An 18,365-nucleotide genomic window follows, 5' to 3' on the forward strand; every position below is an offset into this window, starting at 1 on the left:
GAATAATAAACGGAGTGTTGCGATATGAAAGTTTTGTCTTTAATTACAGAGTATAACCCGTTTCATAACGGTCATATTTACCACATCGAGTCTTCCAAACAATTAATTCAACCGGACGTGACGATTGCGATCATGTCTGGTAACTTTACTCAGCGCGGAGAACTCGCTGTGACGAATAAATTTAACCGTGCACAAGAAGCAATTAAACACGTTGATTTAGTCATTGAACTACCGACACTATATGCGATCAGTTATGCGGATGACTTTGCATATGGGGGGCTTCTTGCTGCAAAGATGCTACAAACTACCGATATCGTCTTCGGAAGTGAACTCGATGATATAGAGAAACTCCATAGTGCATACTTAAAAGCAAAGCGTATTACGAAAGAAGACCTCGTACCGATGTTACAAAAAGGATATTCGTATCCACGTGCAATGTACGACTTAACAAATGAAGATGCATTTCAATCTCCAAACAACACGCTCGGCATGAGTTATTTAAAAGCACGCGACGATTTAAACTTTGACGTCTCTATGCACACGGTTAAACGCACGGGTAACAACTATAACGATAAAACACTCTCTCATACTCAGTTTTCAAGTGCGACGAGTATACGCGAGTCACTATTAAATGGAGATATAGAAGACGCGATTCAATTTATGCCAGAAACTCTCGCAAAAGTGATTATGGAAGATAAGGTTGTTACAAATGAGCACATGTTTAATACGTTAAAAGTAATTATCGAGCGCAGTTCTTTAAAAGATTTAAAAAACATATACATGATGACTGAAGGGCTCGAACATCGACTTAAAAAGAATATTCGTCTATCAAATAATTACGAATCGTTTATCGACTCTATTAAAACGAAACGATATACGAGAACAAGACTTCAACGTTTACTCTTATACGTTCTTTTAAACGTTACAGAAGAAGATTTTCGTAACTATGAGGTGGATAAATTAAGAGTCCTTGCAATGAATCATACTGGTCAACAATACTTATCGACAATTCAAGATGGTAGATTTATAACAAATTTAACAAAAAAAGATGCGCCAGACTTTTACGAAACGATAAAAGCGACGCATATATATAACACGTTAACAAATGGATGTGTGAATGATTTTAATCAACCTGTTATGATTCTAAAGTCTTAAACTTTACAACAAGAGCTTCTTCGACAGCTGGTGGCACGACATCACTAATTTTACCGTGGTGTTTTGCCACATCTTTTGCGATTGAACTCGAAATAAACGAATATTTGTTATTCGTCATAATAAATAACGTCTCGATCTCTTCAGCGAGCTTTCTATTCATCGACGCCATCTGCATTTCATATTCAAAATCTGAAACTGCGCGTAATCCACGGACGATTGCATCTGCATCGACTTTTTTACAAAAATCGATTAACAACCCTTCATGCTTATCAACTTTCGTATTGTCAATATGAGAAATTGTTTCTTCGATGAGGTGTACACGTTCGTCTGGCGTAAATAGTCCTTTTTTTGTTTGGTTATGTGATACACACACATAGACGACGTCAAAGATTCTTGACGCACGTTCAATAATGTCGATGTGTCCATATGTAATTGGGTCAAATGATCCAGAGCATACTGCAATTTTTTTCTTAGTCATAATTTTCCTCCGTTGTTAACACTTTATATTGAATCGTTCCAACTTCGTTATGCTTTAATTCAACAAAACCATTTAAGTCTATCGTTTCATTCGCACCCGCTTCAACGATAATGATTCCGTCTTTTTTTATTATGTCGTACGTTTTAATGAGATGAAGTGCTTCATCGATCAATTTTTTATTGTAAGGTGGATCTAAAAATATTAAATCCATTTGTCTATCGCGTTTGCTGAGTGCTTTTAACGCGCGTCTAAAATCATTTCGGTAAATTTCAACAGGTTCGTCTAACCCTTTCGTATTGTTATGAATGATACGAATGGCGTCTTTTGCACCGTCGACAAATATACAGCGTTCTCCGCCTCGAGATAATGCCTCGATTCCAAGCGCACCAGATCCTGCAAATAAATCGAGCACGTCCCCACTGACTCTTTCGCCGATTGCGCTAAACATACTTTCTCTTACTTTTTCACTCGTCGGACGCGTGTCATTATGTTCGAGCGTCTCGATACGTCTTTTTTTATATTTACCAGTAATTACTCTCACGTATACACCTCGTTTTCTATTTATACTATAATTAAAGAAACAATAATGAGAGGTTGAAATTTCATGCAAAAATTTATCGTCTTAGGACATGGCTACAGCGAGATTTTCGAGTTAAAAGCGTTACTCGAATACAATCACAAACGAGTAAATAAAGCGATCTTCTTTCACCATGAAGATGCGCCGTCATCGTTTAGTTTAATCATGAACCCTGTCGAAAAAGACTTCCAAGCACTCTATACAATCCTCCGAGGGCTAAGAAACGGTCCGGAAGGTAAAATGTACGAAATGATTCGCGAATTATGCGAAATGTACGATGTTCAAATCGTCGAGATGACAGCACGTGACCCGGAAGATTTCCATGAGGAAGAATTATTCTTCCAATATATGATTGGTGTGTTACGACTCAACCATCTCATTCCACCGTTAAAATAATTAAACTGTTCCTTTTGGATATGATAGTTTAATGTTTTTATATTCACTGACGAGTACTTCTGTCACGTATTTTAAGTTAGATAAGCGTTTTAACGTGTCTTCGAGCTCGTTCTCATCGATATATATAAGCATATATTGCTTATTTGTATTGACGTAAACGACATGACCATGACGCTTTAACTGTCTAATAAATTTATTATGTTTAAAATAAATATATATTCCAATGCGGTCCTTTAGCATATATATCACCCTTCTTCGTTAAACACATGATAACACATTTAACTTTTAGTATACTAGACACATTAGGAGGACAATTATGAAATTACGTACAAAACTTCTTCTTCTTACTGCTGGCCTATCAAGTGCATACATTTATAGTAAAATCCAAGCAGAGCGAAGAGTAAACGAAATGAAACCTGTCTTTAAAAGACCTGCACCATACATATTCGCTCATCGTGGGGGTAAAGGAAATTATCCAGAGCATACGAGACTTGCGTTTAATAATGCAGTAAATCAAAACGTCGACGGTTTTGAAATCGACGTACGACTCACAAAAGACAATGAAATCGTCGTACTCCACGATTTATATGTAGATAGAGTTACTGAATATAGTGGAAAAGTTTCAGACTATACGCTCGACGAATTACGAAAATTAGATTTTGGATACAACTTTAAAGATGTGAGAGGAAACTACGCATATCGTGGGCATCCTGATGCCGGTATCGTTACTTTACGTGAATTATTTAAAGAATATCCACACCAAATTATTAATATCGACATGAAAGATTCGATCGATACAGAAGCAGGTCAAAAAATTGCACCTCTACTATTCGAGCTTATACTAGATGAGAAAGCAACAGACCGCGTCATTGTGACAAGTTTTGAAGATGAACAAATTCGTCGCTTCACGAGTTTTAGTGGAGATTTAATTGCGTTAGGTGCTGGCACTGAGGAAGTGACAAAAGCATACACGCTTTACCATAGTGGGCTTGGTCACCTATACCAACCGTCAAGAGACACATTCCAAATCCCGATTAATTTATCGTCTGTTAAGCTCGATAACGCTGGATTCATTCGTTACTTAGATGATTTAAACGTTAAAGTCGGATTTTGGGTCATCAACGATACAAATGAGATGACACGCTTACTAAACTTAGGTGCACATACGATCGTTACAGATTATCCAGACAAAGCAAATCTACTCATTAATTATTAATAACAAAAAACGGATTCGTAAAATACGAATCCGTTTTTTAACTTGCACAACTACATCCGCCACCCGTCATACAGTTTGACTCTCCACTTGCAAAAAATGGATTCGTACTAACGACATTGGCATGATCACTGACAGACTTACCGATAATATATAAAATCTCGTCGAGTAAACTTTGTAGTACATACTCTGCCCGTCTAAATTCTATGACGTTTTCATCCATATCTACTTTCTTTTTAAATAAACGAATCTCTTTACGTTTTTCTTTATAGTCTGGATGATATCTCCCAAAACGTTCAACTTCTTCAAAGTCTTCTTTTAATCTATTGAATTGTTTGATGAGCATTTGTGTATCATTATCTTGTTCTAATTTATGTTTGTAATATATATATGATTTAAATTCCTCAGAAGATTTTACCATATCGTTAATGTGATCGAGATGATCTAAAATTTCGATTGTTTGATTTGTAGAAAACATACGCATCCTCCTACTGAGAATATGATACCATACTATTGTAGTACATAAAATTGTATTTGTGTTTCTCGCTCTTTTCGATTAAAATAAAGATATTGGAATAGGGAGGTCTACTCGGATGGTATTTGAAAATTCTGGTCTTGAAAAATTAGTAATTGAACAAAACTTATTACAAGAGGTCATGAACGAACATGGCTGTGTTTTAGGTGGAAGTTGGGATTACGAACGTATGACGTTCGACTTCCAGTACAAAGTTCCTGAAGGTGTGTTTTACCTACGTTTCCCTGCATATGCAGTAAGTGGTGACGTCGGTGCGAACGACGCTGTACTTCAACTTATGGATCCTTACATTGGTAAGTGGTATTTCCCAACAGGTATTGAATACGGAAAAGATGAACATTTCCCAGAAAGAATTGTTGAACATGCAATTCAAAAAATTAGAGCATTACACAGCGACTTAGCTGTTCACGCTTAATAAAAAAACCCGTTACTTTAAAAGTAACGGGATTTTTTTAATGGAATATCGCATCGAGTAATCCAGAAGTTTCTCCACCTGGATATAACACATATAATAAAATATACACAGTTACTCCAGTAATTGCTGTTAAGAACCAAATCACTGCTGCAAAGATTCCAACTTTTCTATGCTTCGATAAAATTCTCTTCTTACCTGTAAATACTTGGAATCCTCCAAGTACACCACCTGTCGTAGATAAGATAATATGCGAAATTAAAAATACAACATAGTATGTTACGAGATGTTCAGGTCCACCAAACTGCGTACTTCCTAAAAATACTGTCTTCGATAAGTAAATGATAAAGAAAATTAACGCAAACCATGCACTTAATGTCATAAACTTATCGTGACCAGCAAGGTCTCTTTTCTTAAACATTTTGTAAAGTCCAATTGCCATCATTATCGCACTTAATACGATAAATGACGTACTAATCGTTGGTAGTATAAAATGCAAATTCATAATTCAACCCTCTATTATCTATATAATTCTTCTAACTTTTTACGCTCATTTGCTCTTTCTAATGATTCACGCGTAATTTCATCTGGATCTCTAGACTCTTGTTTCCACCAGTTTGCAAATAAGTACGCAATGATAAATCCAAAGAACACTTCTTGAAGAATCTTCATAATGATTCCACCTGTACGTTGGTCAGACAGTGGCGTCATATGACTGAAGTATTCCGGTCCACTAATCATATTTTGATCTTTTAGCGTATCAAGAACACCTACTGGAACACAAAGCTCCATCGATTTTAACCATGCTGCACTTTCAGTATACGTCTTAAACATAGGTGTCTCCGAGAAGATGATTAAACCACATGCTGGTAATAATAATCCACCAATACCAAATACATATAATATCTTAAATAAGTAGTTCATATGCTTTTCTTGAGGATCCACTTTATTTAATACTGGCCAAAATGCGATTGTTGCAAGTAAAAATAAAATCGCTAATGACATAAAGTGTAATGACTGATTTAACTTTAACGTATCCATAACTGTAGGGATATGGTAAAGCGAAAACGCACCACAGAAAAGTATGAGCGCTAGTAACGGTTTCTGACCAATCTTATGGAAAAATCGTAATACAGGTAGTTTTACCATGTATGCCCATAAGTAATCTGGTATTGCAAAGTATAGTAACGGCGGAATGAGTAACAACCCAAGTGCCATTTGCACCATATGAAACGTAAATAAAATATGACTTAATATATCAATTGGTGATCCGAACGTTATATAAAATAATAAAATAACTGTAATTGACATCCAAAACTCTAATTTAGTTAGTTTTCGACCACCTGGTATATCTTTGTACCATTTCATCGTAATTAAGAAGTACACTACTGACGCTACAATAATAAACGCAATTAAAAATGGACTCCAATTTCCGATGAAACCAAAAATTCGTATCGACATTAAACGATCCAAATTTATCACCCTTTTAATATAAGCTACATACCATTATAGACTATTTTTAATGAAACGAACATATTTTAATATGTCTATTTTCTAACAAAAAAATGGACTAGCAATGCTAGTCCATTGAAGTTTATTGAATTCCACCTGTTCCAATCCATACAATGAACACAAATGTGATAATAAACGCAATTGCAAAGTACATACCAACTAAGATAAATAGCTTCGCAAAATCATGTCCTTTGTCCTTCATGTGCATGAAGTAGAAGAATTGTAGAATAACTTGTACAAACGCTAAAGTAACAATGATTGCTCCAACAAAGTATTTGTTAAAGTCTAATGCTACTAATCCAAATGCTATAAATGTCATGAAAATCATAAGAGCAAAAGAGGTTAGTTGAAGTCTCATTTCTTTTGCACGTGCTTTGTAAAGTGCGTCTAACTCTTTTCTTGTTAATGATTCAGTTTCTACGTTCGCCATTTATAACACCCCTAACAGATAAACGATTGTGAAGATGAACACCCACACAACGTCAATGAAGTGCCAGTATAATGAAGCTGTATTAACTTTCGCAGCTGTGTATACTGATAATCCGCGTCCAGAGTTACGGATGATGAGTAATGTAATCCAAATTAAACCGATAATAACGTGGAATCCGTGTGTACCGATTAAGATATAGAATGCACTACCGAACGCACTTGATCTAAACGTGTGACCGAGTTGTACATATGCAATGAACTCGTAGATTTCAAGTGCTAAGAACCCAGCACCTAAAAGAACTGTAATTCCTAACCATAATTGCATTTTCGCGAAGTTGTTATTTCTCATATGGTGTACTGCGAAAACACTTGTTAATGAAGATGTTAATAAGAACATCGTCATTACGAATGCTAACTCTAAGTGGAATAGGTCAGCTGCTAATAAGTGATCGCTACTTGGCACTGAGTCTTTAAGTGCGAGGTAAGTCGCGAAGAGACATGAGAATAATACTGTCTCTCCCGCTAAGAATGTCCAGAAACCAACAAACTTGTTTTTACCTTCTAACGTAGCTGTTTCAGGGTGCTTCGGCCAATTAGCATTATCAACATTATATTTAACTTCTGCCATTAGTTTGCACCTCTTTTTCTTTCTTCATATTCGCGCATTTCTCTTTCAATACGTTCTTTCTTGACGTAGTGACCGTGGTCATCAATCCAAGATCTTGCCATCATTGAAAGGAATGTGATTGTTAAACCACCGACGAGTAAAATCATTGACCAAGGTCTCATGCTTGGTAAATCTTTAACTGCTGCAATCGCCCATTCTTGACCTGACGCGTGGAATAATGCACCAAATCCTGCAATGAATAACCCTAAAGTTAAGATAAACGGAATAATTGAGTTATTTGGCATATGAATATCCTCAACTGGTCCAGCTGATGGAATTTCACCGTTGTTTTCTTCTTTTTCTAACTGTAAAACATCTAAACCACGTACTAGTGGAGTTTGGAAGAAGTTGTATTCTGGAGTTGGCGTTGCAACTGCCCACTCAAGTGTACGACCGTCCCAAACGTCAACGTTTACGACTCTATCATTTTTAACAACTGTCATAATGATGTTAATAACAAGTACGATTACCCCAACTGCCATGAGTAATGCACCGATTGTTGAGATTAAGTTTGCTAAGTTAAAGCCTTGACCGTCTAAGTATGTGAATACACGACGAGGCATTCCCCATAAACCTAACCAGTGTTGAACTAAGAATGTCATATGGAAACCGATAGCAAAGATTGCCATTTCGATTTTACCTAATGTGTCGTTTAGCTTAGTTCCAAACATTAATGGCCACCAGTAGTGAAGACCTGCTAATATCGCGAATACTACCCCACCTACGATTACGTAGTGGAAGTGCGCAACGATAAAGTATGAGTCATGGTACTGATAGTCTGCTGGAGCTACCGCTTGCATGATACCTGTTACCCCACCCATTACGAATGAAGGGATAAACGCTAATGCATAAAGCATTGGAGTTGTAAATGTAATACTACCGCCCCAAATTGTAGCAATCCAGTTAAATATTTTAATACCCGTTGGTACCGCAATTGCCATTGTCGCTAATGCGAAGATAGCGTTCGCTGTTGGACCTAAACCTACTGTAAACATGTGGTGCGCCCAAACCATGAATCCGAAGAATCCGATTAATACTGTCGCGAATACCATCGCTGAGTAACCGAATAATCTCTTTCTAGAGAATACTGCGAAAATCTCTGAGAAAATACCGAATGCCGGTAAGATTAAAATATATACTTCTGGGTGTCCGAAGATCCAGAATAAGTGTTCCCAAATAATTGTGTTACCACCAGCTTCAACTATGAAGAAGTTCGAACCGAACATACGGTCAAACGTTAATAGGAAAAGTCCTACTGTTAATGGTGGGAAACCAAATACGATAAGAATTGATGCAACAAGTGCTGTCCATGTGAATAATGGCATTCTCATATAAGTCATACCTGGTGCTCTCATCGTAATAATCGTTGTTACAAAGTTAATACCTGTAATTAACGTACCAGCCCCTGCAATCTGTAAACCGATTGCGTAGAAGTCAATACCGTGTCCAGGTGATGCAATTGATAGTGACGCATAGCTTGTCCAACCTGCGTCAGGTGCATCTCCGAATAACCAAGAAACGTTAACGAAAATACCACCTAAAATAAACATCCATACACCTAAAGCGTTCATGAATGGGAACGCTAGGTCACGTGCACCAATTTGTAATGGAACTACTGCGTTCATAAATGCGAATAAAATTGGCATCGCAGCTAAGAATATCATCGTAGTACCGTGCATCGTAATCATTTCGTTAAATAATCCAGCTGATAAGAAATCGTTATTTGGTACCGCGAGCTGAATACGAATAAGCATCGCTTCAATACCACCCATGACGAAGAAGAATCCACCGCCAATTAAGTAAAGGATTGCAATTTTCTTATGGTCTACTGTCGTTAAATATTCCCATATTAAACGCCCAAAGCCAACTTTTTGCCCATTAACTGTTGCCATGCTTATTTGTCGCCCCCTTCATCATTGTCCTCATTTTTCTCTGCTTCAATCTCTTTTTTCATTTTTTCGACATCGCCAGAGTTTTTATCTAGTTTTAGCTCCATTAAGTATGCAGCTACTTTGTCAATTTCTTCATCGTTTAATTGATATGCTCCAGTCATTTTGTTGTCTGGTTTAATCTTTTCTGGATCTTTGATCCAGCTTACTAAGTTTTCTTTGTTGTGCTCTAAAATACCAGCGATAAGTTCTCTATCACCAAAGTTAGTTAAGTTTGGTCCAGCAGCACCAGGGTTAGTTGGTGTAACTGCGTGACATCCTATACAAGAGTTGTTGAAGATTTCTTGACCTTCTTTTGCATCGTCAGCTGATGCAACTTTTGCCTCTTCTTCGTAAACTTTCATATCAGCTAACCATTGATCGAATTCTGCTCTTGGTAATGCAACTACTTTAAAGTCCATTAGTGCGTGTGAAGGTCCACATAATTCCGCACATTTACCATAGAATAAACGATCTGCATTTTCTGCTTTGTCATCATCAAACACTAAGTAGAAGCTGTTGATTCCGTCAACGTTTGTATCGAGTTTACCACCCGCTGCAGGTACCCAGAATGAGTGTTTTACGTCAGCACCTTTTAAGTTGAAGAATACTTTTTCATCCGTTGGAACGACTAAGTCTTGACTCGTAACAACATTTTCATGAACGTATTCAAACTCCCACCAATATTGGTAAGCAGTTACGTTAACGATTACTGAATCTTTGTTCGCTACACCATCTTCAGTTACCATATCCTCAACGTCTGCTAGAGTAAATGTTACCCAAACTGTTGGGATTGCTAAGATGATAAGTAAAATAATTGGGATAGTCGTCCAAATTACTTCAAGTGTATGGTTACCCGCAACTTGCTTTGGTACGAAATCTTCTCCCACTTTACTTCTACGACTTTTTACAACTGCAATTGTAAATGCGATTGCTACTGTTCCAACGACAAGTAACATGATTGAAATTGAAAGAATAATTAAGAAAAATTGTTGTCTCCCAACTTCACCAGCAGGTTGTAAAGCACTTAAGTTTTCTTTACCACAGCCTGCTAAGAAAATAGCAAGAACAGACATTAACATATAAAATTTTGTTTTAGTCCAACTGTTCTTCATCTAATAGACCCCTCTTTCAAAAATAAGTTTAGATTAATAGACCGGCGACTATAATCATAACGTAAAAAATAAGAATGTAATTTAAAGAAAATACAAACACTGTTTTTGCATAGCGCTTGTAATCGGTGATTGGCTTAAACATGTTTAAGGAAAGTATTAACCAACTTAAGTTCAGCAGTGTGATTAATACGACAAACCAAATCCCTAAATCAGTCATGAAAAACGGGGTAATGACGAGTAGTGATATCCACATCACAATCGACCTAACCGTACGTTTTTCTCCCTTCACACTCGGTAACATTGGAATGTTAGCGGTGCTGTACTCATCTTTACGATTTATTGCTAAAGCGTAAAAGTGCGGTGGTTGCCATATAAACATTACAAAGAACATCGCAAACGCGAGTGTATGTAAGTTTGGGTCTATAACCGCCCATCCAATTAAGGGAGGTGCTGCTCCTGGTAATGCTCCAACTACTGTATTGACAACATAATGTCTTTTAGAGTAGATGGAATATAGGACTACATAGCCAAAACCAGCTAAGAGGCCAAGTGTACCTGCAGTCATATTAATTGAATATAAGAGAATTTCTCCTATAACAACCATTGAAAAACCAATCCATAGGATGTCTTTCCCACTATACGTGCCGTCGATACTTGGTCGTTGTTGCTTAGACTTCATAACTGAATCAATATCCCGGTCATAATAGTTATTCAGTGCAGCAACGCCACCAATTAAAAGACCAACACCTAATAGCATGATTAACAACAATGGAAGCGAGCTGAAAAAAGAATGACCATAATACATAACAGCTAGAAAACCAGCAGCAAATGCTGGGATCAAGTTCGCTTTTATGATACCTTCTTTAATTAACACTCGAAATGCTTGTTGTTTTTCAATAAACGTCATCGTATGCCTTTCACTAGACACATGACTCTGCATTTAACCTTCGCCCCCTTTCACCAACATTTCTAGTTACTATAATGATATAGGAAAACAGACCGAGAATCTATAGTGTTGATACCTTTTTTTCACAGATTGTTCAAAAATTGTTCAAATAATTTACAATTTAAACATTTATCTATGGAAAGTACCACTATAGTCGCTATTGTTTACATATAGATTCTACCACAGTTTACAATTTTGTTAAGTCTTTCTTATAACTTTAATTATTGCATGATTCTATGTGATGGTTTATATTTATTAATTGAACAGATATTTGTACGGATTTTTTTAATGAGGTGTTTTGGTTGTATAAAAAATTGAAAATAGTGGCGGTGATTACGACCCTCATCATGGTTTTTGTTCAAATCGGTGGAGCACTCGTGACAAAAACTGGATCTGCTGAAGGGTGTGGAGATTCTTGGCCACTATGTCATGGTCAACTTATCCCTAAAGACTGGCCATTAGATACGATAATTGAGATTGCACATAGAGGTGTATCTGGAATCGCAATTATCTTTTTAATCATCTTTGGAGTTATGGCTTGGAAACAACTCTCACATATTAGAGAAACGAAGTTTCTCGTCTGTGTATCTCTTAGTTTTATTCTCATCCAAAGTTTAATTGGTGCCGCGGCAGTTGTTGGTTTATGGCACGGTGAGTTTGTTCTCGCTGCACACTTTGGAATTTCGTTAATATGTTTTGCAGCTGTGTTCGTGTTAACACTACTCGTCTTCCACGTTGACTTAAAGTATGATACGAAAGGTCTTATCATACATAAAGGATTGAGACGTCATACGATCGGGATTATTATTTATATTTATTTCGTAATATATAGCGGCGCATTAGTTAGACATGCCGATGCATCACTCGCATGTACAAAATGGCCACACTGTATGCCAAACCAAATTTTACCAACGAACTTTTATCAAGCCGTTCAAATGGGACACCGCTTTTTAGTACTCATACTATTTATTTGGATGGTTATCGCTTTAATTCACGTATTAAAACATTACAGCAACTACCGAGTCATTAAGAACGGTTGGATTATCATGATGACTTTACTCGTATTACAAATCATCACAGGTGCTTTAACGATATTTACGTACGCAAATATTTTCATCGCACTATTCCATGCATTATTTATCACTTTAATATTCGGTATACTATGCTATTACATCTTACTCATTAGTCGACCGGACTATGAACCATAAAACGTGAGGGTTTCCCCTCACGTTTTTTTATATTAAAAAAAGACGTTATAACAACGTCTTTAATCACGATTGATTGCTTTACGATATCTAATTTCTTTAATAGCCACAGATAATACTGCTAATGCAATCGATATACTTAAGAAACTTGATCCACCGTAACTGAGTAACGGTAACGGAACACCCGTTAATGGAACAGTCTTCGTTGCGCCTCCAATGTTAAAGAAACATTGGATTGTAATATATATACCAATCCCAAACGTAATGAGTCTTAAATATAAATCTCCAGTATGATATGAATAATAAAATGCTTTAATGACAATTGTTGCATATAATCCTAGTACGATAAGTACCCCGATGAGCCCAAGTTCTTCAGCGATAACTGAAAATATAAAGTCTGTCTGTGCTTCAGGTAAAAATCCGAGTTTCAATATGCCGTTTCCAATACCTTGCCCAATTAGTCCTCCATTGGCTATCGCAATCAAACTATTCGTAAGCTGATATCCATCGCCATACGGGTCGTTAAACGGATGGAAAAACGTATCGATTCTCGCGAGCTGATATGAACTTAAAAATTGTCCGTCAAACATGATAAAAGCTCCGACGACAAGGATGATAATACCTACAATTCCTGCAAATATCATAAACGTAAATTTCCGTTCAAAGTTTAAATAGAAAAACATCGAGATAATAATCGATAAAATGATTAACGACGTTCCGAAGTCATTTCTACCAATCCATAACGTCATTACGAGTACGAGTACAAATGGCATCAAGTGCTTCGTATCTGTAGGGATAAGCTCTGTTTTTATACGTAGTCGCCTGTCATAAACATATGCTAAATACATAATGACAACAATTTTAACGAACTCAGATGTCTGTAAATTTATAAATCCGAGACGAATCCAGTTTTTCTCACCGTTTACTTCAATACCAAAGATTTGAGTCGCAAGAAGTAAAAGAATACTTCCCGCAATTAACGCAATTGGAATAATCGGCTTTCTAAATAATCGTGAACTCGTAAAAAATGTAATAATTACAAATATCGTCATCCCAAATATGACAAAACGTAACTGCGAATCAAAGAAAAACTTTGGATTAAAGTTCGTCATCTCACTGCGTGATGATTTAACCATACTCCCACTATAAATCATGACAAGGCCAATAATTGCAAGTGCTATGTATGCAAATATAATGACATAATCAATGTGCTGATTTGTCTTACTAATCGGGTAGTTTAAGCGTTTTGCTTTCTTCATTGGATCACCCACTACTTATTTGCCTTTTTTAGTTGTTCTCTATGCTCATAATACGCTTCATGTACGTCTGATACTTGCTTTTCTAAATCTGCTAATATCGAACGTCCATGCTCTCTATCTATTAACCCTAGTCTCACTGCAAAATGAATTTCTTTAGATAACCCGAACATTTGAGTATCTAACACTTCTTCATATACCGGGCATTGAGGCATTGTCAAATTATCCATTTGAACACGAATCAGTTGTACGATTCTATCTGCATCTTGCTCGAGTGTTTCTAATGCAAGCCTTTTTAAAGTTTCTTCACTAGACAAGGCCCTTCCCCCTTTTCATTACAACTAAATACTACTCTACAGTATTACATTTTTCAAGTGAGTGGCTATGTTCAATTATGTATAATTTGGTATAATTTAAGCTTAGGAGGGGTTACATGCTGCTACAAATTAAAGGAAACGTAAACTTCGTCATTACATTAGACTCGAGTGCATGGATTTTCGACGATCGTAAAATACATATAGAAGATTTAGTACATGATGAAGAACACATTGAATTTGAGGATAGTGAAGAGTGGAACCGTCAAATTATAGAAGGAGACACACTTCCACCGACATTAAAATCAGAAAAGAGATATAAAAATAAAAAAGAAGAACTGCTAAACGGAACGTTTATTATGGCACTCGACCCATTTTTAGAATACGCTGAACCAAACAGTGTAAACTATGAAATTACACATAAAAACGGGACAACAACACTCGCATATAAAGACCGTTACGATCATTACGCACAGTTTTCTAATAATGGTAAGAGATTATACGACGACGGTATGATCGACCTACTCGTCATTAAAGACGGAGAAATCATCGAACGATACGAATACGTTACAGCATTTACGTTCGTATAAAATAAAGACCTGTCACATTTTAATATATGTGACAGGTCGTTTTATTATTTATGCGTTTCTTTACTATCGAACGATATCGTACCTTTTTTCTTTTCATTATATAGTCTATATCGGTACATTCCCATTACAAATACGATGACGATTAAACACTCTGCAACCGGGTAAAACGCTGCAAAAAATGTCAGTGGTAATGAGAATAATAGCATAATGATATAAATCACGATGTTTTGCCAAAGCTTTAACTTTTTCGCAAAACCAAGTACGTATGCGAGAACTGATAGTACGTATACAGTAATAAACAATAACCACATCGCAGTATCTGGATTTTGATCTGCGCCATATAGCTTACCAAACATCGACAATCGGTTATATAAACTACTCTCGTCTGTTTGTGCCGCTGTCATTAAGACGAACGAAAAAAACATTGCCTTCTACTCCTCTTGCTTTTTAGCATTCTTTAGCGCACGGTCGCGTTCACTTTTGTTTAAAATCTTTTTACGTAAACGAATCGACTCTGGCGTCACTTCTACTAACTCATCGACGTTAATATATTCTAACGCTTCTTCTAGCGTCATAATTCTTGGACGTTTCATCGTTTCTGTTTGGTCCTTTGTTGCTGAACGCATATTTGTGTGTGCTTTTGTTTTCGTAATGTTTACACCTAAATCATTTTCACGTGAGTTCTCACCGACGATCATTCCCTCATACACTTCTGTACCAGGTTCAGTGAAGTTTGTTCCACGGTCTTCTAAGTTCATAATTGCAAATGCGCTCGCTGGACCTTTGTTAATAGAAACGAGTACACCGTTACGACGTCCACCAATTTTACCTTGGATTACTGGACGATAATCTTCAAACGTATGGTTTAAAATACCATAACCGTGAGTCATCGTCATAAACTCTGTCGTATATCCTATTAAACCACGAGATGGTACTAAAAACACGAGTTTCGTTTGACCATCTTCAGTCGCCATATCTAACATTTCACCTTTACGTTGGCCGAGCGACTCAATGACACTTCCTGCATGTTCACTTGGTACGTTAATTTGTACGCGCTCAAACGGTTCATGTTTTTTACCATCAATTTCACGAATAATAACTTCTGGTTTAGATACTTGAAGCTCGTATCCTTCACGTCTCATATTTTCAATTAAGATGGATAAGTGTAACTCTCCACGTCCAGAAACGATAAACTGATCTGGCGTTGCTCCTTGGTCGACTCTTAACGATACGTCCGTTTCTAGTTGAATATCTAAGCGGTCTTTAATTTGACGTGCTGTTACAAATTTACCTTCACGCCCAGCAAATGGTGAGTTATTTACTGAAAACGTCATTTGTAACGTAGGTTCATCAATAGTTGGTGCAGGGAGTGCTTCTACTGTTTCACGGTCTGTGACTGTTTCACCGACGTTAATATCTTCTAAACCACTTAATGCGATAATGTCTCCAGCTTTCGCATGTTCAATTTCAATACGTTTCAGACCTAAAAATCCAAACATTTTAGTGACTCTAAATTGTTTTACTGTACCATCTAATTTAACGAGTGATACATTTTCTCCAACTGAAATTGACCCTCTAAATACACGACCGATACCGATACGTCCAACGTAATCGTTATAATCTAATAATGATACTTGGAATTGTAACGGTTCATCGCTATTATCTACAGGTGCAGGAACAGACTCTAAAATCGTATCGTATAGCACTTTCATATTGTCGTCTTGAGTTTCTGGATCTAAGCTTGCAGTTCCGTTCATCGCTGAAGCGTATACGACTGGGAATTCAAGTTGGTCATCATCTGCTCCTAAATCGATAAATAGTTCAAGTACTTCGTCGACAACCGCTTCAGGTCGTGCTTGTGGTTTATCGATTTTATTGACGACAACAAGCGGCGTCACACCGACGTCTAAAGCTTTTTTAAGTACAAAACGCGTCTGTGGCATCGTACCTTCAAATGCATCAACGACGAGTATTACTCCGTCGACCATTTTTAAAATACGTTCTACTTCTCCACCGAAGTCAGCGTGTCCTGGTGTATCTAAAATATTAATTCTTACATCTTCATAATCGATCGCAGTGTTTTTAGATAAAATTGTAATACCGCGTTCTTTTTCAATATCACCACTGTCCATCGCACGGTCTTCAACGTGTTCGTTGTCTCTAAATAAACCAGATTGTTTTAATAATTGGTCGACTAACGTCGTTTTACCGTGGTCTACGTGGGCGATAATCGCTATATTTCTTAAATCTTTTCTTACTGTCATTCAAAAGTTCCCTTCGTATTTAGGTTATTTAACTGTACAATTATATCATATCGTACTTATTCTATGATATAATTGAGAAAATTTATATGTGGAGTCGATATACATGGAGAAAAAATCGAAAGGGATTTTTTTCATACTTGCGGTACTCGCAATCGTTTTACTCGTTTTATTATCAGTCACACTCGCTGAAGAGATGTGGGGATTCGCAATACTGCTCGCAATTGGATTTGTTGCAATTTTTGGTATTGGTTTTACATTAAAGAAAAAATATCGCGAAAACGATTGGCTATAATAAATATTCCCCCTCATATGATGTGCTACCCAAAAGTTGGACTTTTGGAATTATGCAGATTGTAAGGTATGTTTCCTGAATTCTTCAGGAGACATGCCTTTTAATTTTAGCTTAATTCTATCTTTATTATAGTATCTAATATATTCATGTACTGCGATCTCTAATGCTTCATATGTCTTGAATACTTCTCCATTTACTTCAATATCTTCTCTTGATGGGTTTGTATCTTATCAATAGTAAATTATGAAAAAAACGGTTTAAATCAATGTTCTTACTTTAAGTACATGTGTTTAACGTAAATGATAATTAGTTAAATATAAAAAGGTTATCCCAATCAATAGGATAACCTCTTTATACTTTACTTTATGGTTTGGATTCGCCACTTCAAAGAAGAAATGAAATCAGAGCATTGAATGTTCCATTTTCAAACAATATATAAATACCTAGCCCAATGAATACAATTGGTACAATCCAACGTTCATATTTCTCAATTGTTTCCGATATAAAATCGAAGGAAGCTAGACGGTAACTGACATAGCACAAAACTCCAACCATAATAAGAAAGACAATAGTGACAATAAAGATTTCAGACATATTTAAGGTCGTGAAGTACGGTATATAAATGGAAAAGTCATCCGCACTGGAAGCCAATACGATGAAAGTCATCGTCAAAAATAACTGATTAAATTTTCCAGAGGAGAATAAGGATAAAATGCTACTTTCATCTTCATCCTCTTCTCCTTTAATCCATATTTTCACGCCTAGGTAAAGTGGTAAAAGCCCAAGTAGTCCGATAACCCATTGCTGAGGAATTAAATTTACAATCCCCTGTGCAACTAAAAGACTTGCTCCTATCACAATTGCAGTCCCTATATATTGTCCTATCCAAATATGTTTTACCTGACCTTTTTTTACTTGCGAAAACAAAAGAATTAATATGACGAGATAATCAATTCCTGTTGCTACATATACCGCAGTAGCCGTCAGTATCGTCGCGACAATTTTATCATCTCCAATATTTTAGGGATAGGACTTTTCTTCAAAATGAAAAGTCCTTCCGTAAATTGCACACATATAGTAC

General features: G+C 36.5%; 24 protein-coding genes. 7 read left to right on the top strand and 17 right to left on the bottom strand.

Annotation, left to right across the window (positions count from 1 at the left end):
- Positions 1-24 precede the first annotated feature (24 nt).
- Positions 25-1,155, top strand: a complete 1,131-nt coding sequence (locus tag BBS29_RS02990; RefSeq protein ID WP_068128899.1) for a nucleotidyltransferase — start codon at positions 25-27, stop codon at positions 1,153-1,155.
- Here the strand turns inward: BBS29_RS02990 and coaD are convergent.
- Entirely contained in the window at positions 1,136-1,633 is a 498-nt protein-coding gene (gene coaD / locus BBS29_RS02995; RefSeq protein WP_068128901.1) for a pantetheine-phosphate adenylyltransferase, read from the bottom strand. The genes BBS29_RS02990 and coaD overlap by 20 nt on opposite strands.
- On the bottom strand, positions 1,626-2,243 hold the full coding sequence (rsmD, locus tag BBS29_RS03000) for a 16S rRNA (guanine(966)-N(2))-methyltransferase RsmD (protein ID WP_257009077.1): 618 nt from the start codon (positions 2,241-2,243) through the stop codon (positions 1,626-1,628). The genes coaD and rsmD overlap by 8 nt, the downstream gene beginning before the upstream one ends.
- Here rsmD and BBS29_RS03005 point away from each other — a divergent pair.
- Positions 2,238-2,606 carry a DUF7147 family protein gene (locus tag BBS29_RS03005; RefSeq protein ID WP_068128905.1) on the top strand — a complete coding sequence of 123 codons (369 nt, stop codon included), beginning with the start codon at positions 2,238-2,240 and terminating at the stop codon, positions 2,604-2,606. The genes rsmD and BBS29_RS03005 overlap by 6 nt on opposite strands.
- Here BBS29_RS03005 and BBS29_RS03010 read toward each other — a convergent pair whose 3' ends face one another.
- Positions 2,607-2,846, bottom strand: a complete 240-nt coding sequence (locus BBS29_RS03010) for a DUF2129 domain-containing protein (RefSeq protein ID WP_068128907.1) — start codon at positions 2,844-2,846, stop codon at positions 2,607-2,609.
- A 76-nt stretch (positions 2,847-2,922) separates the two neighbouring features.
- Here BBS29_RS03010 and BBS29_RS03015 point away from each other — a divergent pair, with 76 nt between their 5' ends.
- Entirely contained in the window at positions 2,923-3,822 is a 900-nt protein-coding gene (locus BBS29_RS03015; protein WP_068128910.1) for a glycerophosphodiester phosphodiesterase, read from the top strand.
- Between the two features lie 37 nt (positions 3,823-3,859).
- Here the strand turns inward: BBS29_RS03015 and BBS29_RS03020 are convergent, their stop codons facing one another.
- The gene (locus tag BBS29_RS03020; protein ID WP_068128913.1) at positions 3,860-4,297 is read right to left on the bottom strand and encodes a YlbF family regulator; all 438 of its coding nucleotides are present in this window, start codon (positions 4,295-4,297) and stop codon (positions 3,860-3,862) included.
- A gap of 115 nt (positions 4,298-4,412) precedes the next feature.
- On the opposite strand from BBS29_RS03020, the gene BBS29_RS03025 reads away from it, so the two are divergent.
- The gene (locus BBS29_RS03025; protein ID WP_068128914.1) at positions 4,413-4,769 is read left to right on the top strand and encodes a YugN family protein; all 357 of its coding nucleotides are present in this window, start codon (positions 4,413-4,415) and stop codon (positions 4,767-4,769) included.
- A gap of 37 nt (positions 4,770-4,806) precedes the next feature.
- Here the strand turns inward: BBS29_RS03025 and BBS29_RS03030 are convergent, their stop codons facing one another.
- From BBS29_RS03030 to cyoE, 7 genes are all read right to left on the bottom strand, one after another.
- A complete protein-coding gene (locus BBS29_RS03030; protein WP_068128916.1) occupies positions 4,807-5,271 on the bottom strand; it encodes a DUF420 domain-containing protein in 465 nt (154 codons plus the stop codon).
- A gap of 14 nt (positions 5,272-5,285) precedes the next feature.
- Entirely contained in the window at positions 5,286-6,239 is a 954-nt protein-coding gene (gene ctaG / locus BBS29_RS03035) for a cytochrome c oxidase assembly factor CtaG (RefSeq protein WP_084778800.1), read from the bottom strand.
- Positions 6,240-6,360: 121 nt separating this feature from the next.
- Positions 6,361-6,708, bottom strand: coding sequence for a cytochrome C oxidase subunit IV family protein (locus BBS29_RS03040; protein WP_068128918.1), 348 nt, complete (start codon positions 6,706-6,708; stop codon positions 6,361-6,363).
- A complete protein-coding gene (locus BBS29_RS03045) occupies positions 6,709-7,335 on the bottom strand; it encodes a cytochrome c oxidase subunit 3 (RefSeq protein ID WP_068128920.1) in 627 nt (208 codons plus the stop codon).
- Positions 7,335-9,266, bottom strand: a complete 1,932-nt coding sequence (locus BBS29_RS03050) for a cytochrome c oxidase subunit I (protein ID WP_068128922.1) — start codon at positions 9,264-9,266, stop codon at positions 7,335-7,337. The genes BBS29_RS03045 and BBS29_RS03050 overlap by 1 nt, the downstream gene beginning before the upstream one ends.
- A 2-nt stretch (positions 9,267-9,268) precedes the next feature.
- On the bottom strand, positions 9,269-10,417 hold the full coding sequence (coxB, locus tag BBS29_RS03055; RefSeq protein WP_084778802.1) for a cytochrome c oxidase subunit II: 1,149 nt from the start codon (positions 10,415-10,417) through the stop codon (positions 9,269-9,271).
- Positions 10,418-10,445: 28 nt separating this feature from the next.
- A complete protein-coding gene (gene cyoE / locus BBS29_RS03060) occupies positions 10,446-11,357 on the bottom strand; it encodes a heme o synthase (protein WP_068128924.1) in 912 nt (303 codons plus the stop codon).
- A 335-nt stretch (positions 11,358-11,692) separates the two neighbouring features.
- On the opposite strand from cyoE, the gene BBS29_RS03065 reads away from it, so the two are divergent.
- The gene (locus BBS29_RS03065) at positions 11,693-12,571 is read left to right on the top strand and encodes a COX15/CtaA family protein (protein ID WP_238316046.1); all 879 of its coding nucleotides are present in this window, start codon (positions 11,693-11,695) and stop codon (positions 12,569-12,571) included.
- Between the two features lie 59 nt (positions 12,572-12,630).
- Here the strand turns inward: BBS29_RS03065 and BBS29_RS03070 are convergent, their stop codons facing one another.
- The gene (locus BBS29_RS03070; RefSeq protein ID WP_068128925.1) at positions 12,631-13,827 is read right to left on the bottom strand and encodes an FtsW/RodA/SpoVE family cell cycle protein; all 1,197 of its coding nucleotides are present in this window, start codon (positions 13,825-13,827) and stop codon (positions 12,631-12,633) included.
- Positions 13,828-13,838: 11 nt separating this feature from the next.
- Positions 13,839-14,141, bottom strand: coding sequence for a YlaN family protein (locus tag BBS29_RS03075; protein WP_040929268.1), 303 nt, complete (start codon positions 14,139-14,141; stop codon positions 13,839-13,841).
- A 116-nt stretch (positions 14,142-14,257) separates the two neighbouring features.
- Between BBS29_RS03075 and BBS29_RS03080 the strand changes: the two genes are divergently transcribed.
- Positions 14,258-14,728, top strand: coding sequence for a hypothetical protein (locus BBS29_RS03080; protein WP_083286884.1), 471 nt, complete (start codon positions 14,258-14,260; stop codon positions 14,726-14,728).
- Between the two features lie 44 nt (positions 14,729-14,772).
- Here BBS29_RS03080 and BBS29_RS03085 read toward each other — a convergent pair whose 3' ends face one another.
- Together BBS29_RS03085 and typA are read right to left on the bottom strand one after the other, a co-directional pair.
- The gene (locus BBS29_RS03085; RefSeq protein WP_068128990.1) at positions 14,773-15,132 is read right to left on the bottom strand and encodes a YlaH-like family protein; all 360 of its coding nucleotides are present in this window, start codon (positions 15,130-15,132) and stop codon (positions 14,773-14,775) included.
- 27 nt (positions 15,133-15,159) lie between these two features.
- Positions 15,160-16,992 (bottom strand): translational GTPase TypA, encoded by a 1,833-nt coding sequence (typA, locus tag BBS29_RS03090; protein WP_068128927.1) that lies wholly within the window; start codon positions 16,990-16,992, stop codon positions 15,160-15,162.
- A gap of 103 nt (positions 16,993-17,095) precedes the next feature.
- Between typA and BBS29_RS03095 the strand changes: the two genes are divergently transcribed.
- On the top strand, positions 17,096-17,284 hold the full coding sequence (locus BBS29_RS03095; protein ID WP_068128930.1) for a DUF5325 family protein: 189 nt from the start codon (positions 17,096-17,098) through the stop codon (positions 17,282-17,284).
- A gap of 50 nt (positions 17,285-17,334) precedes the next feature.
- Here BBS29_RS03095 and BBS29_RS08485 read toward each other — a convergent pair whose 3' ends face one another.
- Both BBS29_RS08485 and BBS29_RS03100 read right to left on the bottom strand, forming a co-directional pair.
- On the bottom strand, positions 17,335-17,487 hold the full coding sequence (locus BBS29_RS08485) for an IS3 family transposase (RefSeq protein WP_084778812.1): 153 nt from the start codon (positions 17,485-17,487) through the stop codon (positions 17,335-17,337).
- A gap of 181 nt (positions 17,488-17,668) precedes the next feature.
- Positions 17,669-18,286 carry a CadD family cadmium resistance transporter gene (locus BBS29_RS03100; RefSeq protein WP_068128932.1) on the bottom strand — a complete coding sequence of 206 codons (618 nt, stop codon included), beginning with the start codon at positions 18,284-18,286 and terminating at the stop codon, positions 17,669-17,671.
- Positions 18,287-18,365: the final 79 nt, after the last annotated feature.

Origin of the sequence: Nosocomiicoccus ampullae (assembly GCF_001696685.1) — a bacterium.
GTDB classification, from domain to species: domain Bacteria; phylum Bacillota; class Bacilli; order Staphylococcales; family Salinicoccaceae; genus Nosocomiicoccus; species Nosocomiicoccus ampullae_A.